The 17,407-nt window shown below is 61.5% G+C and carries 17 protein-coding genes; 11 read left to right on the top strand and 6 right to left on the bottom strand.

Annotated elements, in window-relative coordinates:
• Window positions 1-122: 122 nt before the first annotated feature.
• The gene (locus NDI72_RS15550; RefSeq protein WP_206543792.1) at window positions 123-1,334 is read left to right on the top strand and encodes an MFS transporter; all 1,212 of its coding nucleotides are present in this window, start codon (window positions 123-125) and stop codon (window positions 1,332-1,334) included.
• A 6-nt stretch (window positions 1,335-1,340) separates the two neighbouring features.
• On the opposite strand, the gene NDI72_RS15545 is transcribed toward NDI72_RS15550, so the two are convergent.
• On the bottom strand, window positions 1,341-2,168 hold the full coding sequence (locus NDI72_RS15545; protein ID WP_283800903.1) for an SDR family NAD(P)-dependent oxidoreductase: 828 nt from the start codon (window positions 2,166-2,168) through the stop codon (window positions 1,341-1,343).
• 228 nt (window positions 2,169-2,396) lie between these two features.
• Here NDI72_RS15545 and NDI72_RS15540 point away from each other — a divergent pair, with 228 nt between their 5' ends.
• From NDI72_RS15540 to NDI72_RS15520, 5 genes are all read left to right on the top strand, one after another.
• On the top strand, window positions 2,397-3,431 hold the full coding sequence (locus NDI72_RS15540; RefSeq protein ID WP_206543790.1) for a cysteine synthase A: 1,035 nt from the start codon (window positions 2,397-2,399) through the stop codon (window positions 3,429-3,431).
• Window positions 3,431-4,171 carry an alanyl-tRNA editing protein gene (locus NDI72_RS15535; protein ID WP_502888412.1) on the top strand — a complete coding sequence of 247 codons (741 nt, stop codon included), beginning with the start codon at window positions 3,431-3,433 and terminating at the stop codon, window positions 4,169-4,171. Before NDI72_RS15540 ends, NDI72_RS15535 begins: the two co-directional genes overlap by 1 nt.
• A 15-nt stretch (window positions 4,172-4,186) precedes the next feature.
• Window positions 4,187-5,038 carry a 3-mercaptopyruvate sulfurtransferase gene (sseA, locus tag NDI72_RS15530; RefSeq protein ID WP_283800901.1) on the top strand — a complete coding sequence of 284 codons (852 nt, stop codon included), beginning with the start codon at window positions 4,187-4,189 and terminating at the stop codon, window positions 5,036-5,038.
• A 114-nt stretch (window positions 5,039-5,152) separates the two neighbouring features.
• Window positions 5,153-5,710, top strand: coding sequence for an OmpA family protein (locus NDI72_RS15525; protein ID WP_283800900.1), 558 nt, complete (start codon window positions 5,153-5,155; stop codon window positions 5,708-5,710).
• An 83-nt stretch (window positions 5,711-5,793) separates the two neighbouring features.
• A complete protein-coding gene (locus NDI72_RS15520; protein WP_283800899.1) occupies window positions 5,794-6,267 on the top strand; it encodes a DUF1203 domain-containing protein in 474 nt (157 codons plus the stop codon).
• Window positions 6,268-6,346: 79 nt separating this feature from the next.
• On the opposite strand, the gene ald is transcribed toward NDI72_RS15520, so the two are convergent.
• On the bottom strand, window positions 6,347-7,462 hold the full coding sequence (gene ald / locus NDI72_RS15515) for an alanine dehydrogenase (protein ID WP_283800898.1): 1,116 nt from the start codon (window positions 7,460-7,462) through the stop codon (window positions 6,347-6,349).
• A 151-nt stretch (window positions 7,463-7,613) separates the two neighbouring features.
• Between ald and NDI72_RS15510 the strand changes: the two genes are divergently transcribed.
• Window positions 7,614-8,087, top strand: coding sequence for an Lrp/AsnC family transcriptional regulator (locus tag NDI72_RS15510; protein ID WP_113155499.1), 474 nt, complete (start codon window positions 7,614-7,616; stop codon window positions 8,085-8,087).
• 48 nt (window positions 8,088-8,135) lie between these two features.
• Here the strand turns inward: NDI72_RS15510 and NDI72_RS15505 are convergent, their stop codons facing one another.
• Window positions 8,136-8,780, bottom strand: a complete 645-nt coding sequence (locus NDI72_RS15505; RefSeq protein WP_283800897.1) for a 5-formyltetrahydrofolate cyclo-ligase — start codon at window positions 8,778-8,780, stop codon at window positions 8,136-8,138.
• A 220-nt stretch (window positions 8,781-9,000) separates the two neighbouring features.
• Between NDI72_RS15505 and NDI72_RS15500 the strand changes: the two genes are divergently transcribed.
• Together NDI72_RS15500 and NDI72_RS15495 are read left to right on the top strand one after the other, a co-directional pair.
• Window positions 9,001-10,977 (top strand): bifunctional 2',3'-cyclic-nucleotide 2'-phosphodiesterase/3'-nucleotidase, encoded by a 1,977-nt coding sequence (locus NDI72_RS15500; RefSeq protein WP_502888411.1) that lies wholly within the window; start codon window positions 9,001-9,003, stop codon window positions 10,975-10,977.
• Window positions 10,978-11,175: 198 nt separating this feature from the next.
• Window positions 11,176-11,472: a Dabb family protein gene (locus NDI72_RS15495; RefSeq protein WP_113156349.1), complete on the top strand. Its 297-nt coding sequence runs from the start codon at window positions 11,176-11,178 to the stop codon at window positions 11,470-11,472.
• A gap of 11 nt (window positions 11,473-11,483) precedes the next feature.
• Here NDI72_RS15495 and NDI72_RS15490 read toward each other — a convergent pair whose 3' ends face one another.
• The 3 genes from NDI72_RS15490 to NDI72_RS15480 form a co-directional block, all read right to left on the bottom strand.
• The gene (locus tag NDI72_RS15490) at window positions 11,484-12,935 is read right to left on the bottom strand and encodes a cryptochrome/photolyase family protein (protein ID WP_283800895.1); all 1,452 of its coding nucleotides are present in this window, start codon (window positions 12,933-12,935) and stop codon (window positions 11,484-11,486) included.
• A 23-nt stretch (window positions 12,936-12,958) separates the two neighbouring features.
• Entirely contained in the window at window positions 12,959-13,156 is a 198-nt protein-coding gene (locus NDI72_RS15485) for a hypothetical protein (RefSeq protein WP_283800894.1), read from the bottom strand.
• A 170-nt stretch (window positions 13,157-13,326) separates the two neighbouring features.
• Window positions 13,327-14,889, bottom strand: coding sequence for a CYTH and CHAD domain-containing protein (locus NDI72_RS15480; protein WP_206543781.1), 1,563 nt, complete (start codon window positions 14,887-14,889; stop codon window positions 13,327-13,329).
• Window positions 14,890-15,313: 424 nt separating this feature from the next.
• On the opposite strand from NDI72_RS15480, the gene NDI72_RS15475 reads away from it, so the two are divergent.
• A complete protein-coding gene (locus tag NDI72_RS15475) occupies window positions 15,314-16,588 on the top strand; it encodes a tyrosine-type recombinase/integrase (protein WP_283800893.1) in 1,275 nt (424 codons plus the stop codon).
• On the top strand, window positions 16,585-17,346 hold the full coding sequence (locus tag NDI72_RS15470; protein ID WP_283800892.1) for a hypothetical protein: 762 nt from the start codon (window positions 16,585-16,587) through the stop codon (window positions 17,344-17,346). The genes NDI72_RS15475 and NDI72_RS15470 overlap by 4 nt, the downstream gene beginning before the upstream one ends.
• The last annotated feature ends 61 nt before the right edge of the window (window positions 17,347-17,407 follow it).

Raw genomic sequence — 17,407 nt, 5'->3', positions numbered from 1 at the left:
GGCTTCTTCAAAAGGGCTGATCGGCCGATAGGCCGGTCTGGCCCAATTGTCCCTCCGGCATCGTTCGGCTAGGCCAGAAACATCTGGCGGTTTAGCCAGACGGAGGAGGGAGCAGCGAAAGCATGGCCGGTCTTGCGGCATTGGCGATAGGATACGTCCTGTCGCAATTCTACCGGTCGTTTCTGGCCGTTCTCACACCTGCACTGACCAGCGAGCTGGGCGCCACCAAAGCCCAGCTTTCCATGGCGTCGGGCGCATGGTTTGTGTCTTTCGCGCTCATGCAGTTCGTGGTCGGCGTTTCGCTCGACCGTTACGGCCCGCGCCGCACGGCGGCGTTTTTGCTGGCGGTTTGCGGCGGCGGTGGCGCGCTGCTGTTCGCAATGGCGCCGGGGCCGTGGGCAATCATTTTCGCCATGGTGCTCAACGGCGCTGGCTGCTCCGCCGTGCTGATGGCCTCCGTTTTCATTTTCGCAAAAACCTTCTCGCCGGCGCGCCTGACCATTCTGATCTCCTGGCTGATCGCCTTTGGCACGATGGGCAATGTGGTGGGGTCTGCACCCATGGCCGCTGCCGCTGAAGCCTTTGGCTGGCGCGGTGTGATGGCGGGGCTGGGGGGCTTCACCATTCTGACCGGCATCGCCATCCAGTTTCTGGTGCGCGATCCGGAGACCGACACACAGGCTGCGCGTGAAGCGGGCTTTGGCTTTCGTGGTTATGCGGAACTCTTGAAGCTGCGCGTCCTGTGGCCGATCTTGCCGCTGACTGCGCTCAATTATGCACCGGCGGCCGGCATACGCGGGCTCTGGGCCGGGCCGTATCTGGCCGATGTCTACAACGCCGATGCGCTCCTGATCGGTCAGGTGACGCTGTTCATGGCGCTTGCCATGTCGGCGGGCAGTTTCGTCTACGGGCCGCTGGATGTGTTCTTCAAAACCCGGAAATGGGTTGCGGTCGGGGGCAATCTGATCGGGCTCATGGCAATCGTGCTGCTTGCCTTCATGCCGGTCTCGACGATCTTCATCACGACGGTCGTGTTCGTGGTGATCGGCGTGTGTGGTGCGAGCTATGGTCTCTTGATGGCGCATGGGCGGGCCTTTGTGCCGGCCCATCTGACGGGGCGCGGCGTGACGCTGCTCAACTTCTTCTCCGTCGGCGGGGCGGGCGTGATGCAGTTTTTGACCGGTGGCGTTGTGGCGGCATCGGTCGTGCCGGGAGACCCGGTGGCGGCCTACCAGACGCTGTTCATCTTTTATGCGGTGCTGATTGCGCTTTCGCTGGCAATCTATCTGGCATGCCGGGATGCGCCACCGGAAGTGGAGCGGGCGCGGGCCTGATCGGGATCAGCCGGCGGCCCTGCTGCGCTTTTTGCGGGGGCCGAGTGGGCGCTTGTTCCAGCCTGTCAGGCGGTACATGACGAAGAAGACCACGGGCTTGGGGAACATGCGCAGAAATTTCAGCGGCCAGACAAGCCGCTTGGGGAAGGTGATCTCGTAGCCGCCCCGGCTGATGCCATTGGCGATGCGGCGCGCGGCATCCGGCGCGGTGAGAAGCGCGGGCATCGAAAAGCTGGTCTTGTCTGTCAGCGGCGTGGCGACAAAGCCCGGATTGATGATCTGCGTGCGGATGTTCAGCTTCTCGAAATCGAAGCGCAGCCCCTCAATGAGATTGTTGAGGGCGGCCTTGGTGGAGCCATAGGCCGATGCAGAGGGCATGCCGAAGAAGGACGTGACCGATCCCATCACGACGATCTGCCCGAAACCACGGTCGCGCATGCGGTCCGACAGGGGAACGAGCCCGTTCAGCGTGCCAAAAACATTGATCTGGTAGCTGCGGACGAAATTGGTCGTCTCCAGCCGGTCGCCGCGAACCGGCAGATAGGTGCCGGCGTTGAAGACGGCGAGCACGATGGGGCCGAGAGACTTCTCGATATTGGCGACGGTGCGCTCCATGCCGGCTTCGTCCATCACATCGCACGGAAAGACGAAGATGCGGCCTTTCAGGTTTTCCACCTCATCGGTGATGGAGGCGAGGCCGTCTTCGGCGCGCGCCGTGGCGGCGACCGTGTAGCCATTGCGGGCAAGATGAATCGCAAGCGCACGGCCGATCCCGGTGCTCGCACCGGTGACCCATGCAACGCCATCATTTGGACTGGCCCGATAAAGCGCCATCCCATCCCCTCTTTCTCGCAGGCAAGACTTAACGGGCGGGTGATGGATTGAAAAGCGTATCAGGGCTAGAAATCGCTGAAAAACCTCAACTTATTGTCGGAATTTGTTCGTTCGTGAAGCAATTACAAAACGCGATAGCTTTGCGTGCTTTCGGCGTCTTGTAAAAAATCCCTCCTTGCAAGGCAGGAACGGGCTTCTTAACCTCCGCAAAAATTCAAAGAGGACGACATGAAGCACTCGGTTGTGGACGCCATCGGAAACACGCCGCTGATCCGCCTTAAGCGGGCCTCGGAGGAGACGGGCTGCGAGATTTACGGCAAGGCCGAGTTCATGAACCCGGGCCAGTCGGTGAAGGACCGGGCCGGACTGTTCATCATTCGCGACGCGGAAAAGCGCGGGCTTCTGAAGCCGGGCGGCGTGATCGTTGAGGGCACTGCGGGCAACACCGGCATCGGGCTGACGCTGGTTGCCAAGGCGCTTGGCTATCGCACGGTGATCGTGATCCCCGACACGCAGAGCCAGGAAAAGAAGGATGCGCTGCGGGTGCTTGGCGCGGAACTGATCGAGGTTCCTGCGGTGCCCTATAAGAACCCGAACAACTATGTGAAGGTTTCGGGCCGGCTTGCAGCGCAGCTTGCCAGGACCGAGCCGAACGGCGCGATCTGGGCGAACCAGTTCGACAATGTGGCGAACCGCGATGGCCACATCCACACGACGGCTGCCGAGATCTGGGAGCAGACCGGCGGCAAGGTGGATGGCTTTGTCTCTGCCGTTGGAACCGGCGGGACGCTGGCCGGCGTGGCCGATGGCCTGCGCGGCCGGAACCGGGACGTGAAAGTGGCGCTTGCCGACCCGATGGGGGCCGCGCTCTACAGCTATTACACGCAGGGTGAGCTGAAGTCCGAAGGCACCTCCATCACGGAGGGCATCGGGCAGGGACGCATCACCGCCAATCTTGAAGGGTTCACGCCCGATTTCTCGTTTCAGGTTCCCGATGAAGAGGCGCTGCCCATCGTCTTCGATCTGGTGCAGGAGGAGGGGCTTTGCCTTGGCGGCTCGACCGGCATCAACATTGCGGGCGCAATGCGTCTGGCGCGCGAACTGGGGCCGGGACACCGCATCGTGACGGTGCTCTGCGACCATGGCACGCGCTACCAGTCGAAGCTCTTCAATCCCGCGTTCCTGCGTGAAAAGGGACTGCCGGCGCCCGGCTGGATGGAAGGCGCGCCGGAAATCGACATTCCTTTCGAGGAGGTCGCGTGATGGCGCCGACCGAGACGCTTTTCCGCGAAGACGCCTATCTGCGCGATGGCGCAGCGCGGGTGGTGGGCATCAATGACCGTGGGGGCATTCTGCTCGACCGGACGATGTTTTACGCCACGTCCGGCGGGCAGCCGGGCGATACCGGCAGGTTCACGCGCGAGGATGGATCGCTGATCCATGTGGCGGCGACGGTGACGGGCGAGAGCAAGGACGAGATCATTCACGTGCCGGCCGCCGAACAGGCCCTGCCGGAAGTGGGCGAGACGCTGCAGCTCGCCATTGACTGGGACCGGCGGTTCCGGCTGATGCGCATGCACACGGCCTGTCATCTTCTGAGCGTGGTCTGCCCTTTCCCGATCACCGGGGCATCGGTGAGCGAGACGGATTCGCGCGTCGATTTCGATTTACCCGATGCGAGCGTCACCAAGGAAGACGTGACCGCCCGCCTGATGGAGCTGGTGAACGGAGATCATCCGGTTTTCACCCGCTGGATCAGCGAGGAGGAGCTTGCAGCCAATCCGGATCTGGTGAAGTCGAAGAATGTGCGTCCGCCGCAGGGGGCAGGGCGCATCCGGCTCGTGTGCATTGGCGACGAGGCGTCGGTCGACAGCCAGCCCTGTGGCGGCACGCATGTGGCCCGCACGTCGGAAGTGGGCGAAATCCATATCGGCAAGATCGAGAAGAAAGGGCGCGAAAACCGTCGTTTCCGCCTGCGCTTCGGACCAATTCCGGCAAACTGAGACTGAGAGAAGAAAATGAGCGAGAAAAGCCGCTTCACGGTATCACCGTCATGGCTGGAAGAACGACTGGAGACGCCGGGCCTCTCCATCGTCGATGCGTCCTGGTATCTGCCGGCGCATGGCAGGGATGGGCGTGCCGAGCATGAGGCGGCGCGTATTCCCGGCGCGGTGTTCTTCGATCAGGACGCTGTGGTGCATCCCGAAACGGACCTGCCGCATGCGCTGCCGGATGCCGCGACCTTCCAGCGCCATGTGAGCGCCATGGGGATTTCCGAAGACGACACCATCGTCGTGTATGACGGGCCGGGTCTTTTCTCCGCGCCGCGCGTCTGGTGGATGTTCCGCGTGATGGGCGCAAAGAATGTGCTTCTGCTGGATGGCGGGCTCGATGGCTGGCGCGCCGAGGGACGGCCCCTGACGGACAAGCCGGTCCAGACGGCTCCGGCGGTGTTCAACGCCAAGCTGGACGAAGAGCGGGTGGCGAGCCTCGAGACCATGCTGCAACTGGTGGAGGATGCGACGGCACAGATCGCCGATGCGCGTCCGGCAGGCCGCTTTACCGGTGCAGAGCCGGAACCGCGTGCAGGCATGCGTTCGGGCCACATGCCCGGCGCGCGCAATGTGCCGGCCTCCGCACTTTCGCGGGATGGACGCCTGTTGCCGCCGGACGAGTTGCGCGCGCTTTTCGAAGGGGCGGGCGTCGATCTTTCGCGGCCCGTGGTGACTTCCTGCGGATCGGGTGTGACGGCGGCTGTTATCTCGCTGGCGCTCGAAACGGTCGGCCATTCCGACCACCGGCTCTATGACGGTTCGTGGAGCGAGTGGGGCGGACGCGCAGACACGCCGGTGGAGACCGGAGAGGCCTGACGATCCGGGATGTGAAGCGGCTGAACGTTTCGCAACGGGACGTTCATCGCAAATTCAGCGGGGTTCGATGAAGATGTGCGCAATGATGACGCATGTCTTTGAAAGGAATTTCCCATGCTGAGCCGTCGCCAGATGCTGGGAGCGGCCATTGCCGCCGCATTGATGCCGGGCGCTGCCATGGCGCAATCCCAGATGCCTTCGGCCTCTCGCATCCAGCGCAGTCTCGAAGCCGCGCCCGCGCAGCGCGTACTCCCGCAGGACCGTGTGACGGTGCGGGAGCTGAAGCGGCGGCCGGAGCTGCGCCGGCGCGCGCCATCCATCGACATTCAGGCCATCAATTTCGGCTTCGATTCAGCCGAGATACCCTATTCGCAGTTCCGCAAGGTGGAAGAGATTGCAGACGCCCTGCATCGCCTGCGTCGTCGCAGGCCGGGAACGGTTGTGCTGCTTGAAGGCCACACGGATGCGGTCGGGTCGTTCGCCTACAATCAGCAGCTTTCGGAGCGCCGGGCCAATTCGCTGAGGCGGGTTCTGGTGCGTGAGTTCCGCGTGCCCTCGCGCATGCTGGAAACGGTGGGCTATGGCGAGGAGTTCCTGCTGGTGCCGACACGCCAGGAGAACTGGCGCAACCGGCGTGTGACCCTGCGGCGCATCGACGATTTCCTGCGCTGACAGGCTCATTGGGCGGGAATCGGGTGGGAAGCCCCGGTCTCGCCCGGCACATTGCTCTCCAACACCTTTGAAGGAGAGCAATGATGGGCTTGATCAGATTTGTCGCCATGGACAGCGACGTTGCGCGGGCGTATCGCAATGGTGTGCCCGATGCCTATGGGCGGAGGCCGGAACGGCGGATTTCCACGGGCAGCGGGGTTCCCTGCCGCCATTGCCTGCGCACCGTTCCCGAAGGAAAACCCTATCTCATTCTGGCCTACAGGCCGTTTCCCGATCTGCAGCCCTATGCCGAGACGGGACCGGTCTTTCTGTGTGCGGAGGACTGTGAGCGGGCGCAGGACAGCGATGTGATGCCCGAGCTTCTGCGGGCTGGAACGCAATGGCTTCTGCGCGGCTACGGAGATGATGACCGCATCGTCTACGGGACGGGTGACGTTGTTCCGCAGCAGCACATCTGCACCCGGGCGCATGAACTTTTGCAGCGCGATGACATCGCTTATCTGCATGTGCGCTCGGCAAAGTACAATTGCTATCAGGCGCGCATTGAACGCGCCTGAAGTGAGGCTCTTCAGATCAGACGAAAAAAAAAGCCCGCCGTTTCCGGCGGGCAAGTTTAGGAGGAAAGTCTTGCCGGGCTCAGGCCGCGAGCACGGAGCGGGCTTCGGCCATCTCGTAGCCCAGTGCGTCGGCGACAGCCTGATTGGTGATCCGCCCCTTGTGGACGTTGAGACCGTTGCGCAGGTTCTGATCGTCGACGAGCGCCTTGAGGCCCTTGTCGGCGAGTTGGAGCCCGTAATGCAGCGTGGCATTGTTCAGTGCATGGGCGGAGGTGACGGGAACCGCGCCCGGCATGTTCGCCACGCAGTAATGAATGATGCCGTCCACCTCATAGGTGGGGTCGGAATGGGTGGTGGCGTGCGAGGTCTCGAAACAGCCGCCCTGATCGATGGCAACATCAACAAGCACGGCGCCCTGTTTCATGCCCGACAACATTTCACGGCTGACGAGCTTGGGCGCGGCTGCGCCGGGGATGAGCACTGCGCCGACCACGACGTCGGACGAGAAGCATTCTTCCTCGAGCGCCTCGACGGTGGAGTAGCGCGTATGGACGCGGCCATTGAAGATGTCGTCCAGCTCGCGCAGACGCGGGAGCGAGCGGTCGATGATGGTGACATCCGCGCCGAGGCCGACGGCCATCTTGGCGGCGTTGAGGCCGACCACGCCGCCGCCGATGATGGCGACCTTTCCGGGCAGCACGCCGGGCACGCCGCCAAGCAGCACGCCGCGGCCGCCATTGGCCTTCTGAAGCGCGGTTGCGCCGGCCTGAATGGCGAGACGCCCGGCAACCTCGGACATGGGGGCGAGCAGGGGCAGGCCGCCGCGCGCGTCGGTCACGGTTTCATAGGCGATGGCGGTGACGCCGGATGCGATCAGGCCGCGTGTCTGCTCTGGATCGGGCGCAAGGTGGAGATAGGTGTAGAGGATCTGGTCTTCGCGCAGCTGGACCCATTCCGAGGGCTGCGGTTCCTTGACCTTCACGATCATGTCGGATTTGGCGAAGACGTCATCAGCGGTTTTGGCGATGGTTGCGCCAGCGGCGCGATAGGCGTTGTCATCGGCGCCGATGCCTGCGCCTGCGCCGGTTTCCACGAGCACATCGTGCCCATGCGCCACATATTCGCGTACGGACCCCGGCGTAAGGCCGACGCGATATTCGTGATTCTTTATTTCTTTCGGACAGCCGACACGCATCCTTGTCTCCTCCAACATGTGTGCGAATTTTCTGGCTCAATCGATGAGACCACAAAAAAGACCGAACGTCTTTGCGAACTCGTTTGCAGTATCTGGCGATTTTCGCTATTCCTTGCGCGAAATATCGCGTTCGTAGAAGGAAATTCGAAAAATGGCCCTGGATAGGATTGATATCGCCATTCTGGATGCGTTGCAGCAGGACGGGCGGATCTCCAATTCCGCGCTTGCCGAGAAGGTCGGACTGTCGCAATCGGCCTGCTCGCGCCGTCTCGACAATCTGGAGAAGAGCGGCGTGGTCAAGGGATACCATGCCCGGCTTTCGAATGCAGCCCTTGGACATGGTGTAACGGTGATAGTCCATATCTCCTTGTCGGGCCAGTTCGAACGCACGTTGAGCGAGTTTGAGGCGGCGGTGCAGCGCTGCCCGAATGTGGTGTCATGCCATCTGATGGCGGGCGAATATGACTACATTCTGCGGGTCGCTGCGCGGGATCTGCAGGACTATGAGCGCGTTCACAAGGAATGGCTGACGGGCATGCCGCATGTCATCAAGATCAACTCGGCCTTTGCGCTTCGCGAAGTGGTGGACCGCACAGCGCTGGGGCTGAAGCCTGAAATGTCCTGATCCGGGGTCAGGCGGGGACGCCTGACGGCAAAATCTTCTCGCCCGCAGTCAGCCAGCAGTCACTATGTGATCCATCGCAATGTCATGGGGCTGCGGGTAGATGGTCGGCAATTGCGAGAAGGCATAGCCGATGCCCACGACCAGCGGTTTCTTCGCCAGTGCGGCGAGGGTGCGGTCGTAGAAACCGCCGCCATAGCCCAGCCGGTAGCGCGCGGCGTCGAAGCCGACCAGCGGTGAAACCACGATATCAGGCGCGATTTCCGCCTGCGTTGCGGGAACGGGAATGTTCCACACGCCGCGTTCAAGTGTGTCGCCGGGCCGGTAGGGCCGGAAGACGAGCGGTGCGCCCTTTTCGATGACGACGGGGAGCGCGGTCTCTGCTCCCCGCGCTGCGCATCGGGCAAGCCATGGGCGTAGATCCGGCTCCCCCCGGAACGGCCAGTAGAGGCCGATCACCCGGCCGGCGGGATCGCCGATGAGACGGTCGAGCTGATTGGCAATGTCTTCTGCAAGTTCGCTTCGGGTTTTCGCCGGGACGGCGAGACGCTCGGCGATGAGGCGCTCGCGGGCCGCCTTGCGCCAGCGCCGGACATCCGGCCAGTGGTCTGCATCAGCCGCCTGTGCGCCGCTTGCCAGCTCATGCATGAAGCAGGGCGGTGAGGCGTAATCCCGGTCGCCGGAAGAAGTGTTCATCTCTTTTCTCTCCCTCTGCTTTCTCTGCTTTGTTCGTGCAGCGCTTATCAAGACTGCGGGGCGGGCGGCTGATGCGCTTTTCTCGCTGCGACATGTGAAGCGCCGTTTGTGCCATGGCCCTGTCATGCGGGCGTCACGAGTTTTTGCTGGAAGTCTCGCCACGAGAGCGCAATCATGACTGATCGCTGTTTCCGTTTCAAAGATTGAAAGAGAGATGACCATGACCCGACCGCACGCCCTGCTTTCCCGTCGTACCTTCCTCGCCGGATCGGCTGCTGCCGGTTCGCTGGTTCTCATGCATCCGTTTTCCGCACGCGCTTCCGGCAATCAGGCGCATCTGCGCATCATGGAAACGACCGATCTGCATGTGCATGTCTTTCCCTATGACTATTATGCCGACAAGCCCAACGACACGATGGGGCTGGCGCGCACGGCCGCGATCATCGACGGCATTCGCGCGGAAGCCACGAATTCGATCCTGGTGGACAACGGCGACTTCCTGCAGGGCAACCCGATGGGCGATTACATCGCCTATGAACGCGGCATGCGCGAGGGTGATGTTCATCCGGTGATCAAGGGTATGAACACGCTGGGCTATGATTGCTCGACGCTCGGCAATCACGAGTTCAATTACGGGCTCGACTTCATGTTCAAGGTGCTCGATGGCGCGAACTTCCCCTTCGTCTGCGCCAATGTGACCAAGGGCGAGCTCGCTGCCAACGCGCGCGATGACGCGCTTTTCCTGAAACCTTATGTGATCCTTGATCGCAAGGTGAAGGACGGCAATGGCGAAGAGCATCCGATCCGGGTGGGCCTGATCGGGTTCGTGCCGCCGCAGATCATGAACTGGGATTCGAAGCATCTGGCTGGCAAGGCCATGACGCGCGACATCGTGAAGGCCGCAGAGGCCTGGGTGCCGCAGATGCGCGAAGAGGGCGCCGATATCGTGGTGGCGCTGTCGCATTCCGGCATCGGCCCGGCGAAGTATGAGGAGAACCTCGAAAACGCCTCGCTGCTTCTGGCCGGTGTTGACGGCGTTGACGCCATCGTGACGGGGCACAGCCATCTGGATTTCCCCGGCCCGAAATTCGAGGGGCTGGAAGGCGTCGACAATGCGAAGGGCACGATTGCCGGCAAGCCGGCGGTGATGGGCGGTTTCTGGGGCTCGCATCTGGGGCTGATCGACCTGATGCTTGAACGCGACGGCAATCGCTGGATGGTGGTGAACTCCACCTCGGAGGCGCGGCCGATCTTCAAGCGCGTGGAGCGCAAGGCCGAACCGCTGGTGGAAAGCGTGGCCAAGGTGGAAGACGCGGTGCGCGAGGACCACGAGGCGACGCTGAAATATGTGCGCACCGCCGTGGGCAAGACCTCTGCGCCGCTGCATTCCTATTTCGCACTGGTGGCGGACGATCCGTCCGTGCAGGTCGTGAGCCAGGCGCAAACCTGGTACATCACCGACATGCTGAAGGATGGCGCGCACAGGGATGTGCCGGTGCTTTCGGCGGCAGCCCCCTTCAAGGCCGGCGGACGCGGCGGACCCGACTATTATACGGATGTGCCGGCAGGCGATGTGGCGATCAAGAATGTCGCCGACCTCTATCTCTACCCCAACACGGTGCAGGCGGTTCTGGTGACCGGGGCGGATGTGAAGGAATGGCTGGAAATGTCGGCCGGCATCTTCAATCAGGTGGAGCCGGGCAAGGCCGACCAGCCACTGCTCGATCCGACCTTCCCGTCCTACAATTTCGATGTGATCGACGGGGTGATCTACCGGATCGATCTTTCGCAGCCTGCAAAATATTCGCCCAAGGGCGAGCTTCTGAACGCGGATTCGAACCGCATCGTCGATCTGCAGTTCAAGGGCGCGGCCATCGATCCGGCGCAGAAGTTTGTCGTCGCGACCAACAATTACCGTGGCGGGGGCGGGGGCAATTTCCCCGGCATCGGCCCGGACAAGGTGATCTTCGAAGCGCCCGACACGAACCGCGACGTGATCGTGCGCTATATCGTGGAACAGGGCACGATCAACCCGTCCGCCGACGCCAACTGGAACTTCAAGCCGCTGGAAAACACCTCGGTGCTGTTCGAGACCGGGCCGAAGGGCGCGGCGTTCGCTTCGAGCGTCGAGGGCGTTTCCATCGAGCCGGCGGGCGAGGGCAAGGAAGGTTTCGCGCTCTACCGCATCACGCTCTGAACGGTAGTCGGTTAAATATAATGATCGGTGATGAGAGGTCGGGCGCATTGCCCGGCCTTTCTTCTTTTGAAGCAAGTGTTTGCCGGCTTCGGCGGATAAAGTGATTCAGGCGGTTCGCGCTTTGCGTGACGCTGGGGCGCATTGACTTTTTCGGGCGGTCGGCGCGATTTGCAGGCGCAATTTCCAGGAGACATGCCCGTGATTCGACACATCGTTTTTTTCAGCGCAAAGGATGAGGCTGATGTGGAGCGGATTGCCGAGGGGCTCGGCATGCTTGCCGAGATTCCGCATTCGGATTTCTTCGAGATCGGCATCAACCGCAAGGTCGACCAGATCGGCACCGAGGTGGATGTGATCGTCTATGGCGAGTTCCGCGACGAGGCGGCGCTGGCGGCCTACAAGGCCCATCCGGTCTACGACGCCTGCACGGCGAAGGTGCGGCCCATGCGCGAGATTCGCATGGCGGCGGATTTCGTTTCCAAAAAGAAAGACTGACGGGCGACCCGTCAGTCTGCATTTCTGATCGACTTGTAGGCGGAGAGCGCACTCTCCCGTGCGGCCTTGTGATCGACCATGGGGCGGGGATAGGTCGCGCCGAGGCTGACGCCCGCCTTTCTGAGTGCTTCGACCGGCGCTTTCCAGGGCTGGTGCAGGTGCTTGTCGGAGAGGTTTTCGATCTCCGGCACGAAGGCGCGCACATAGCGCCCCTGCGGGTCGAACTTCTCGCCCTGAAGCACGGGGTTGAAGATGCGGAAGAAGGGGGCGGCGTCCGCGCCCGAGCCCGCCACCCACTGCCAGTTGGCCGGGTTGGAGGCGGGGTCCGCGTCCACCAGCGTATCCCAGAACCACTCCTCGCCGGTGCGCCAGTGGAGCCCCAGATGCTTCACGAGGAAGGAGGCGACGATCATGCGCGCGCGGTTGTGCATCCAGCCGGTCTGCCAGAGCTGCCGCATGGCCGCGTCGACCACCGGATAGCCGGTTTGCCCGCGCTGCCAGTCTGTGAGCGCGCGGTCGTCCCTGTGCCAGGGGAAGGCGTCGAAATCGCTGTTGAAGTTCTTCGTCGCAAGATCCGGGTTGTGGAACAGGAGGTGCCAGCAGAATTCACGCCAGCCGACCTCTTTGCGGAAGGTGAGCATGTCTTCGCCGGCAAGCTCGTCCGTCCCGTCAAGCGCCTGCCAGATCTGGAAGGGCGTGATCTCGCCATGGGCGAGATGGGCGGAGAGGCCGGAGGTGCCATCGTCTCCCATCCGGTCGCGGCGCGTCTTGTAGCCATCACCGCCGCCATCGAGGAACGCGATGAGGCGGTCTCTGGCGCCGGCTTCGCCGGGTGTCCAGGTTTCCCGCAGGCCGCCCGCCCAGTCCGGGGTGGTGGGCAGAAGCTGCCAGTCTTCGAGCGCATCGCCCGTAACGTCGCCTTCGAACGGTTTTAGCGATCCGGGGCGGTCGGCGGGTGCGCGCGGATGCACATGCTCGACCAGCGCGCGCCAGAAGGGGGTGAACACCCGGTAGGGACCGCCGGAGCCGGTCTTGATGCGCCAGGGCTCGTGCAGAAGGTGGCCGGCAAAACTCTCCGCCTCGACGCCGGCCTCCTGAAGGGCGGACTTCATCTGTGTGTCGGCGGCGATGCCGGGCGGGTCGTAGCGGCGGTTCCAGTAGACCGTGGCGGCTCCGGTTTCCTCTGCAAGGGCGGACACGGTCTTCGCCATCGGGCCGCGGCGCAGAATGAGTTTTACGCCAAGCGTCTTGAGATCCTTGCTGAGGGCCGTGAGGCTGTGATGCAGCCACCAGCGCCGCGCGCCACCGAGCGGGCGCGCGCCTTCGCTCTCCTCGTCCAGAATGAAGGCGGCGGCGACCGGCCTGCCGGCATTGGCGGCGGCGCACAGCGCCAAATTGTCGGAAAGGCGCAGATCGTGCCGGAACAGCACCAGAACCGTGTTCCGGTCATTCTCATTGGGCATGTGATTATCCGTGCGGCTTTGGTTCAGTCGTCGTTTGTGGCGTTGAGCTGGTCCGGTCGCAAGCCTTTATCGCCATTCATGCCGCTTTGCAGGAGGCCATTTTGCATGGCCCAGTCGCGCAGGGCCGAAATCAGCGCGTCCTCGCGCGAGATGCCCTGATCCTGCGTGGAGACGTAGCGGTCAAGCGCGGCGATGATGTTTGCCGGCAGCGTGACCGACAAGGTTTCCTGTTTTTCGTTTTCCCGTTTCATTGTGCCCGCCCGTTCTGGCCCCTTGGGGATTGTCGTAGCACAACCTGCAAAAGCCGGTTTGGTTCCGCGCCGGAAACATGGTCACGGAACTGTGTTCGCGGCGTGGGCTGGTGGTGGGGTGGAGGGATGCGCTCTGTGGCCTATTTGTGTTTTCGCTTCCAGAACAGGTGACAGGTCTTCAGCGCCTTCCAGTGGGCCTGCGCCGTTGTCCAGTCATAGGTCACCCGTGTCTCGCATGCGCCGAGCAGCCGGCCGATGGCGCGCTGGGCCGCGAGGTCGTTGATCGAGGAAAGCGGCGGTTTGCTGAGAACGGCTTCGACGACCGTGGCGTCGTTAAGGCTTCCGAACACGGTTTGAAGCGTTTTCAGCCTTTCGGTCACGCGCTTCACATCGCGTTTGGGGAAGAGCGGGCCAAGAAACTCTATCGTGTAGCGGAGCTTTTTCAGCTCCTTGCGCAGCGCGTGCTTCTGCTCCTGATCGAAGCGCTCGATCCCTTTTGCTTTGGTCAGGACGTGGGCCCATCGCCTGTCGAGTATCTTGCCGGCAAAGTCCGTCAGCCTGCGGCGCTCTCGCTTCTTGCGATGGTCATCCTTCCATCTGGCGGTTTCGATGAACTCGGAGAGGGACAGAAGGAAGTCGCCGACGCGCTCGCCGCAGAGTATCTGGCGCAGATCGTTGCGTATTTCTTTGGCGTGGCGCTCCAGTGTGCCAAGCACGGGGGCAGCGCCATGGGCATGGCCATCAAGCGCGAAATAGGGGCGTGCGATGTCGTTGAGGACGACGTCCAGATCGCGCAGGCGTCCGACCTCGCGGCCAAGCCAGCGGGCTTCCTCGCTGAGGCCGGGGGCTGCTTCTTCCGGCGAGGCAATTTCGTGCGCAAGGAGGGCAAGCGCGCTGCGCAGTCGCCGGAGCCCGATGCGTAACTGGTGCGGGCCTTCCGGATCGTCGCATTGCTGCACCGCCTCAATGTTGGCCGCGATCTGGCTGAGGCACTCGTGCAGCATGGCGCGGGCCGCTTCACCGGTCGCGTATCCGGGTTTGAGGGGAACCGTCTCGGCTCTGCGTGGCGTCGCCGGCGGCTCTATATGCCCCTGTTCGGCGAGAAGAACGCTGCGCGCCGCCTTTGAGAAGCGCGAAAACCGCAGGCTGCCTTTGGGGAGAACCATCCGGGCGGTTCGGTAGAGGTCGGCGGGAGCGCCTTCGACCAGCTCGATTTCGAGTTCGTGCAGGTTTTCGCTGCGTCCGGCCGCCTTGATGGCGCCGCTGTCCACGGCGAGCTCCGCCTTTGCACCGTCATCCAGGCTAAGGTCGATCTGGGTGCGGTTGATGTGGGTCTCGGCGATGGTCTTGAGCGGCCTGTCGCTTATGAGCTTCCTGAGTCGTTCGCGCACGTCTGCATCTTCGATGGCGTCGATGGAGACCTGACCGCTCGGCACGGGGCGTTCGAACTCGCTGACCTTCGACAGCCCGCCTGCAATCGTGCCGTTGAGCTTGACCGTCTGAAGCCAGCGCTTTCCATCGCGCCTGAGGCGCAGGGAAATACCGTTCTTGCGCAGATCGCGCGCTGCCGTGTCGAAATAGATGCTGCGCAGGAGGCGGGAGGCATGCTTCGTGCAGGCCTGCGAAGGCAACTCGTCAATGCGGGCGAGGACAGCGGGGACCTGTTGTCTGTCCAGCAGGAGTTTCAACTCGACTTCGGACACAGGCGCAACTCCTTCAGGAACGTCAAGCGTCACCCTAGCGTCAAGGTGTTGAAGGAGGAAGCAATTAAGCGGGGAGGGGTGATGACGGAGTGTCGCGCCGAATACATCACGGGCGCGGTAGCGCGGCTCCAGCGGAGGTGCTGAAGGGGTGGACGGCGTATAGTGTTTGGAAAAGAAGTGGCTCCCCGGGCCGGATTCGAACCAGCGACCAACCGGTTAACAGAGGTTTTCCACTGCAATTTACTGCGACAAGGAAAAACAGGCTGAAATTCGTAAGCGTCTGATTATTCAAGTAAATAGTGTTCTATGCCGTTGTGGCGTGTCGCAATGCGTATCGACAAAGCGCCTGTTTTGCCGTACCTATTTCCGTACCTAATTGAAGAAACCGGTCCCCTGACTGGTTTTCCGGAAAAAGGTACGGGCAATGCCAACCATCGAACTGACCGATAGATTTTGCGCCAATGCCAAGACCGTCGAGGGAAGGCAGACGGACTATTTCGACGTAAACACCAAGGGGCTTTGCCTTCGCGTCTCCCCTGCTGGAACTAAGACCTGGAACTTGGTCTATACGAAACCCGGCAACGGCAAGCGCGCTCGCATGAAGCTGGGGCGTTATCCTGAGATCAAGTTAGGCAAGGTGAGGGAGAAGGCGAGAGAGGCCCGTGCCGAGATAGGCGAGGGCACCGATCCCCTTACAGAAAAGAAAGCGCTGGCAGCTTCGCAGACCGTTGCGGACATGGTGGAAAACTATATCGCCCGCCATGCATCAACCAAGCGCTCTGGAGACGAGATTGCCCGTCGTCTTCGCAAAAACGTTTCAGACGTAATTGGCACCATCAAGCTTTCCGACCTTCACCGCCGTGACCTTACCCGCTGCATTGACGCCGTTAAGGACAGGGGCGCGCATATTGAGGCGAACCGCATATTCGAGGATATGCGAGCCATGATCCGTTGGGCGCGTGGTCGCGGCGATCTGGACGAAAATCTAGTCGAAGGCATGAAGCGCCCGACAGAGACGACAGCCCGCGACCGCGTTCTAAGTGCTGACGAGATCAAGGCCATGTGGCAGGCCCTGCCTGAAGCGGAGATGAGAGAAGCCACCCGTCGCATTATTCGCCTATGTCTTATCACCGGCCAACGCGTTGGCGAGATTGCCGGGATTACCCGCGATGAACTGGACCTGAAACACCATTTGTGGACTATCCCGTCCAGCCGTTCGAAGAATAAGCGCGAGCACGTCGTGCCGTTGTCCGATATGGCGGTCGAGATCATTCGTGAACAGCTTGCCGATGTCGAGGCGCTGGACGAGCGCAAGGGGCGCGATCCTACGCCATTTGTCTTTCCCGGACCCGGTAGTCGTGCCGCTGTGACTGGAGCGTCTATTCCCAAAGCTGTGAAGCGGGAAGAAGTCGTGAAGAGAGGAGTGGCAACCATTTTGGGCATTGCGCCTTGGACCCCGCATGATCTTCGCCGCACGGCTGCAACACATATGGAGGAAATCGGCATCTCGCCATTTGTCATTGGGCATGTGCTGAATCATGTCTCAGCGACCAAGGCGAGCATTACCAGTCGTGTTTATGCGCGGTACGATTATCAGAAGGAGAAGCGTGAGGCGCTTGATCTTTGGGCAGGCCGGTTGTTCGGTATTGTCAATGGAATGGCGCAGATCGTGCCGTGGCGCGGTGGGGTGTCTTTATGATGACCGATGAAGAGCGGGAGCGCAAAGAAGCTCTGTTGGAGGAGTTAAAAAATCTAGAGGAGGGGGTGCGTTACCGGCAGGTAATGCAAGCCTATGTCAGAACTTTCAGTTTCCAAAGTTTAAGAGACGAAGAGGCGAAAAGGGAGATTCTCAATTTCCAGAAGATTTTTGGACGCTACATCCCAGATCTTTTGGGAGATGAACATGCAACCATCACGTTGCATCAGAGGATGATCGATAGCTTTTTCACTAATCCTGTTGAGACCATTAACCGGTCTAGGTTCGACATTGACATGAAACGCCTTCGAAAAGCAGTTCATGTCTTGGCAGAGATTGATATCGCAAGCACGAAAGCCGCAATGGTGCGTTTCAATTGGAGTGAAAACGGCGATGATGAAATCAATGATGGTGCCAAGTCGATTTACGACGCGATTCTAGATATCCAAGATCACGCGCACCACTATGAGAATCTGCCGAATGTGCTCGATAAGTTGGAAGGAGAGTTTCGGGCAGCGGCGGAATTTATCCCAGACCGCCGAAACATAAATTGGCAAGCTGTCCATGCTGTGGCTCATTTGCACGGGTTTTGGGAAAGCTGGACAGAAACACCTGCACCACGCCGCGCGCTTAACCCGGAATCGCCCTTCGCGAATTACCTGCGTGACGCTTTCGAATTCTTTGAAATTCAGGGTGATCCATTAGCTGCGTTCAAGCGTTGGGCAGCATTGGAGAAGCAAGAGCCTCAGACATGGAAGTAGTATAGAAGTCAGGAAATTAGGTGACTTCTATACGATTACCGCCCTTTACATCTGGGCGATG

The organism is Nitratireductor sp. GZWM139 (assembly GCF_030068685.1).
In the GTDB taxonomy this organism is placed as follows: Bacteria; Pseudomonadota; Alphaproteobacteria; order Rhizobiales; family Rhizobiaceae; genus Nitratireductor; species Nitratireductor aquimarinus.
The sequence above is the reverse complement of the archived record's forward strand: the minus strand, read 5'-3'. Positions and strand labels throughout refer to the sequence as shown.

What these genes read in the sequence shown, in the direction of transcription:
- NDI72_RS15550 (WP_206543792.1), top strand. Translation starts at nt 123, where the DNA reads ATGGCCGGTCTTGCGGCATTGGCGATAGGATACGTCCTGTCGCAATTC.
- NDI72_RS15545 (WP_283800903.1), bottom strand. Translation starts at nt 2,168, where the DNA reads ATGGCGCTTTATCGGGCCAGTCCAAATGATGGCGTTGCATGGGTCACC.
- NDI72_RS15540 (WP_206543790.1), top strand. Translation starts at nt 2,397, where the DNA reads ATGAAGCACTCGGTTGTGGACGCCATCGGAAACACGCCGCTGATCCGC.
- NDI72_RS15535 (WP_502888412.1), top strand. Translation starts at nt 3,431, where the DNA reads ATGGCGCCGACCGAGACGCTTTTCCGCGAAGACGCCTATCTGCGCGAT.
- sseA (WP_283800901.1), top strand. Translation starts at nt 4,187, where the DNA reads ATGAGCGAGAAAAGCCGCTTCACGGTATCACCGTCATGGCTGGAAGAA.
- NDI72_RS15525 (WP_283800900.1), top strand. Translation starts at nt 5,153, where the DNA reads ATGCTGAGCCGTCGCCAGATGCTGGGAGCGGCCATTGCCGCCGCATTG.
- NDI72_RS15520 (WP_283800899.1), top strand. Translation starts at nt 5,794, where the DNA reads ATGGGCTTGATCAGATTTGTCGCCATGGACAGCGACGTTGCGCGGGCG.
- ald (WP_283800898.1), bottom strand. Translation starts at nt 7,462, where the DNA reads ATGCGTGTCGGCTGTCCGAAAGAAATAAAGAATCACGAATATCGCGTC.
- NDI72_RS15510 (WP_113155499.1), top strand. Translation starts at nt 7,614, where the DNA reads ATGGCCCTGGATAGGATTGATATCGCCATTCTGGATGCGTTGCAGCAG.
- NDI72_RS15505 (WP_283800897.1), bottom strand. Translation starts at nt 8,780, where the DNA reads ATGAACACTTCTTCCGGCGACCGGGATTACGCCTCACCGCCCTGCTTC.
- NDI72_RS15500 (WP_502888411.1), top strand. Translation starts at nt 9,001, where the DNA reads ATGACCCGACCGCACGCCCTGCTTTCCCGTCGTACCTTCCTCGCCGGA.
- NDI72_RS15490 (WP_283800895.1), bottom strand. Translation starts at nt 12,935, where the DNA reads ATGCCCAATGAGAATGACCGGAACACGGTTCTGGTGCTGTTCCGGCAC.
- NDI72_RS15475 (WP_283800893.1), top strand. Translation starts at nt 15,314, where the DNA reads ATGCCAACCATCGAACTGACCGATAGATTTTGCGCCAATGCCAAGACC.
- NDI72_RS15470 (WP_283800892.1), top strand. Translation starts at nt 16,585, where the DNA reads ATGATGACCGATGAAGAGCGGGAGCGCAAAGAAGCTCTGTTGGAGGAG.